This window comes from Clostridium sp. CAG:265, from assembly GCF_000436575.1.
Classification (GTDB): domain Bacteria; phylum Bacillota; class Clostridia; order Clostridiales; family Clostridiaceae; genus Clostridium; species Clostridium lentum.
In genome coordinates this window covers 1-2,902 of sequence record NZ_FR886598.1, presented here as the reverse complement: position 1 = coordinate 2,902, position 2,902 = coordinate 1, and the positions used below count along the sequence as shown (strand labels likewise).

The following is a 2,902-nucleotide window of genomic DNA, read 5'->3' as shown; positions in this document are numbered from 1 at the left end:
CCAACAAAGAACTTATGCAGGAGTTTGAGAAAGCTTTAGAAGATAAATCCTTTGGATATGTATCAGTAAAATTGAAGAATTAAGATAAAATATACTTTTATGCAAAAGAAATGCAAAATACTGACTTGAGATTTAAATAAGTCAGTATTTTTTATGCAAATAAACATAATAAATACTATAAATTTTTATAAGTGTATTACGATAATTAGTTAAAGGGAATATTCATAAGGGAGGTAAGAGACATGAATATTAACGGAGTAAGAACACAAGGAATTGCAAATATATATGCTTCTAATGGAGCAAAAAGAATAAAGGAAACTAATACAGATATAGGAAAAGATAAAATTGAAATATCTGAATTAGGAAGAAATTTAAGTATGTATGATAATGTAGATTTTAATATAGATAATAGTGCTAAAATAGAAGAGCTTAAAGCAAAAATCCAAAATGGCACTTATAATGTAGATGCTAAATTAACAGCACAAAGTATTTTAAATAATATAAAAGAAGGAAGATGAATAAATGATAAATAATCTTATAGGTATTATTCAAAAAGAAACAGAAGCATTAAAAGGGCTATTGGTAATTTTAGAAAAACAATATAAGAGTATCATAAATAAAGAAACCTTTGAACTAGATGCAATAGTAGATGAAATAAAACTAGCTAATAGAGAAGTAGCTAAGCAGGAAGTTGAAAGAAGAAAGCTTCTTAATGGAAAAAAAGTACAAGATATAATTAATGAAAGCGGAAATAAAGAGTTAGACAGAGTTTATAGAGAAATAAAAATGGTTTTAGAAAGTATTAAACATCAAAATGAAACCAACGACTTATTAATAAAACAACAATTGGTTTTTACAAATAGAATGTTAAATATAATAAATCCTAAAAGAGAAAAAGGAACTTATAATTCCTATGGAAGATTATAAAATAAAAGGAGAATTTTAATATGGCAAGTATATTTTCTACATTTAACACAGCAAAAAGTGGACTGACGGTACATCAAAGTGGAATCAATGTTACATCTCATAACATTGCCAATTCATCTACAGTAGGGTATTCAAGACAAAGAGCAAAAATACAGACATCAAGACCTATTACATTAGGAGCAGAAGCAGGGCAAGTAGGTACAGGAGCTCAAATTTCAGCCATTGAAAGAGTAAGAGATTCTTTTTTAGACTATCAAGTGAGAGTTGAAACAGCAGAACTTGGTAAGTATTCAACAAAGTTAGATTACTTATCACAAGTGGAAGGGATTTTTAATGAACCTTCAGATACAGGAATTTCTACAGCACTATCAGATTTCTTTGATGCTTTTCAAGAATTATCAAAGCAAAGTACAAGTTCCAGTACAAGAGTTGTTGTTACTCAAAAGACAAAAACTTTATGTGATTTATTAAATAACACATATTCAAAACTTGAAAAATTACAAGAAAATTCAGTAGAATCACTTAAAAATAGTGTAAAAGAAGTTAATAGTATATTAGAGCAATTAACAACAGTAAATAATCAAATTAGAATTGCTAGTATAACAGGTGATAATCCAAATGACTTAATGGATAGTAGAGATAATCTGTTAGATGAATTAAGCAGTAAATTTGGTATAGATGTTGATAAAACTCAATTTAATGGTAATGATATTACTGCTACTGGAATTGGAGCAAATTTAAATCCATTAGTTAATTCAGAACCTAATGGTGAAGTAACAAGATTATCATTTATTTCAGAAATTAAAGCTAATAATAATGGGACTCATACAATAAGCTACTTTGTTAATGGTGATACTGAAAAACCTAAAACTATAACTGTATCAGGATTAGCAGCCACTGAAGTAGATACTTTAAAGAAAACAAGAATATTACTTACAGATGGCAATGGAGAAATGCTTGATGGTCAAGGAAATATAGTGAAAGATGGAGGAACTATAGCAAATCCTATTGAAAAGTTTATACCAAAATCAGGAGAAATAGCTGGAGCTATAGAAGCTCAAGAAAGTATTGGAAGTTATATGAATCAATTAGATAAAATGGCTAAAGGGTTAGCATTATCAGTAAATGCTATTCACAGTGGTTCAATGGATTCTAATATAAAGGATACAACTAAAACTTTAGACTTTTTTGTAGCTTCTGATGGAAAAGATGAAGCAGGTATAAGTGCTAAAAATATTTCAATAAATGCTTTAATTTTAGAAAATCCTTCATTTATTAACACTAAAGAAAATGCTAATGCAGGAGAAGGAGATGGAAGTAGAGCCTTAGCTATAGCACAATTACAAAGCACATTAATATCTATAAGCAAAATAGATAGCACTACAACAAGGGCTCAATTATGTAAGTTTACCAATGGTAGCACTATGTCATTAGTTAATGATGTTGCCAGTGGAACAAAGGTTGAGTCATACTTCCAAGATGTAGTTGATAAATTAGGAGTTGAAGCACAACATGCCAAGAGAGTTGTTTCTAATGAAGAAGATTTATTAAATTCATTAGATTTAAACAGGCTTTCAGTTTCAGGTGTTTCACTGGATGAAGAAATGACTAACTTAATTCAATATCAAAAGGCATATAGTGCCAATGCAAAAACAATAACTACTGTTAGTGATATGTTAGATATTATTTTAGGATTAATTTAAGGAGAAAAATTATGAGAGTTACAAATCAAATGATGAGCACAAGTTATTTAAAAGATTTAAACAGAAATTTAAATAATTTAAATACTTTACAGACACAACTTACAACAGGTAAAGAAATAAATAAAGCATCGGATAATCCATTTAAAACTGCTAGAATAATGCAAATGTACTCAGATATATCTGCTAATAAACAATACAATGAAAATATTAAAGATACTATAAGTTGGTTAGACACAACAGATACTGCATTAAATCAGTTAGGAAGTACATCT

General features: G+C 28.4%; 3 protein-coding genes and 1 pseudogene. All 4 read left to right on the top strand.

Features of this window, described 5'->3' with window-relative positions; genetic code table 11:
• The first annotated feature begins 242 nt into the window (after positions 1 to 242).
• Positions 243 to 518, top strand: coding sequence for a flagellar biosynthesis anti-sigma factor FlgM (locus tag Q5O29_RS03765; protein WP_022211665.1), 276 nt, complete (start codon positions 243 to 245; stop codon positions 516 to 518).
• Positions 519 to 522: 4 nt separating this feature from the next.
• Positions 523 to 927: a flagellar protein FlgN gene (locus Q5O29_RS03760; RefSeq protein WP_022169225.1), complete on the top strand. Its 405-nt coding sequence runs from the start codon at positions 523 to 525 to the stop codon at positions 925 to 927.
• A 20-nt stretch (positions 928 to 947) separates the two neighbouring features.
• A complete protein-coding gene (gene flgK / locus Q5O29_RS03755) occupies positions 948 to 2,630 on the top strand; it encodes a flagellar hook-associated protein FlgK (protein ID WP_022211664.1) in 1,683 nt (560 codons plus the stop codon).
• An 11-nt stretch (positions 2,631 to 2,641) separates the two neighbouring features.
• Positions 2,642 to 2,902, top strand: a pseudogene (locus Q5O29_RS03750) (flagellar hook-associated protein 3); the annotation flags it as partial.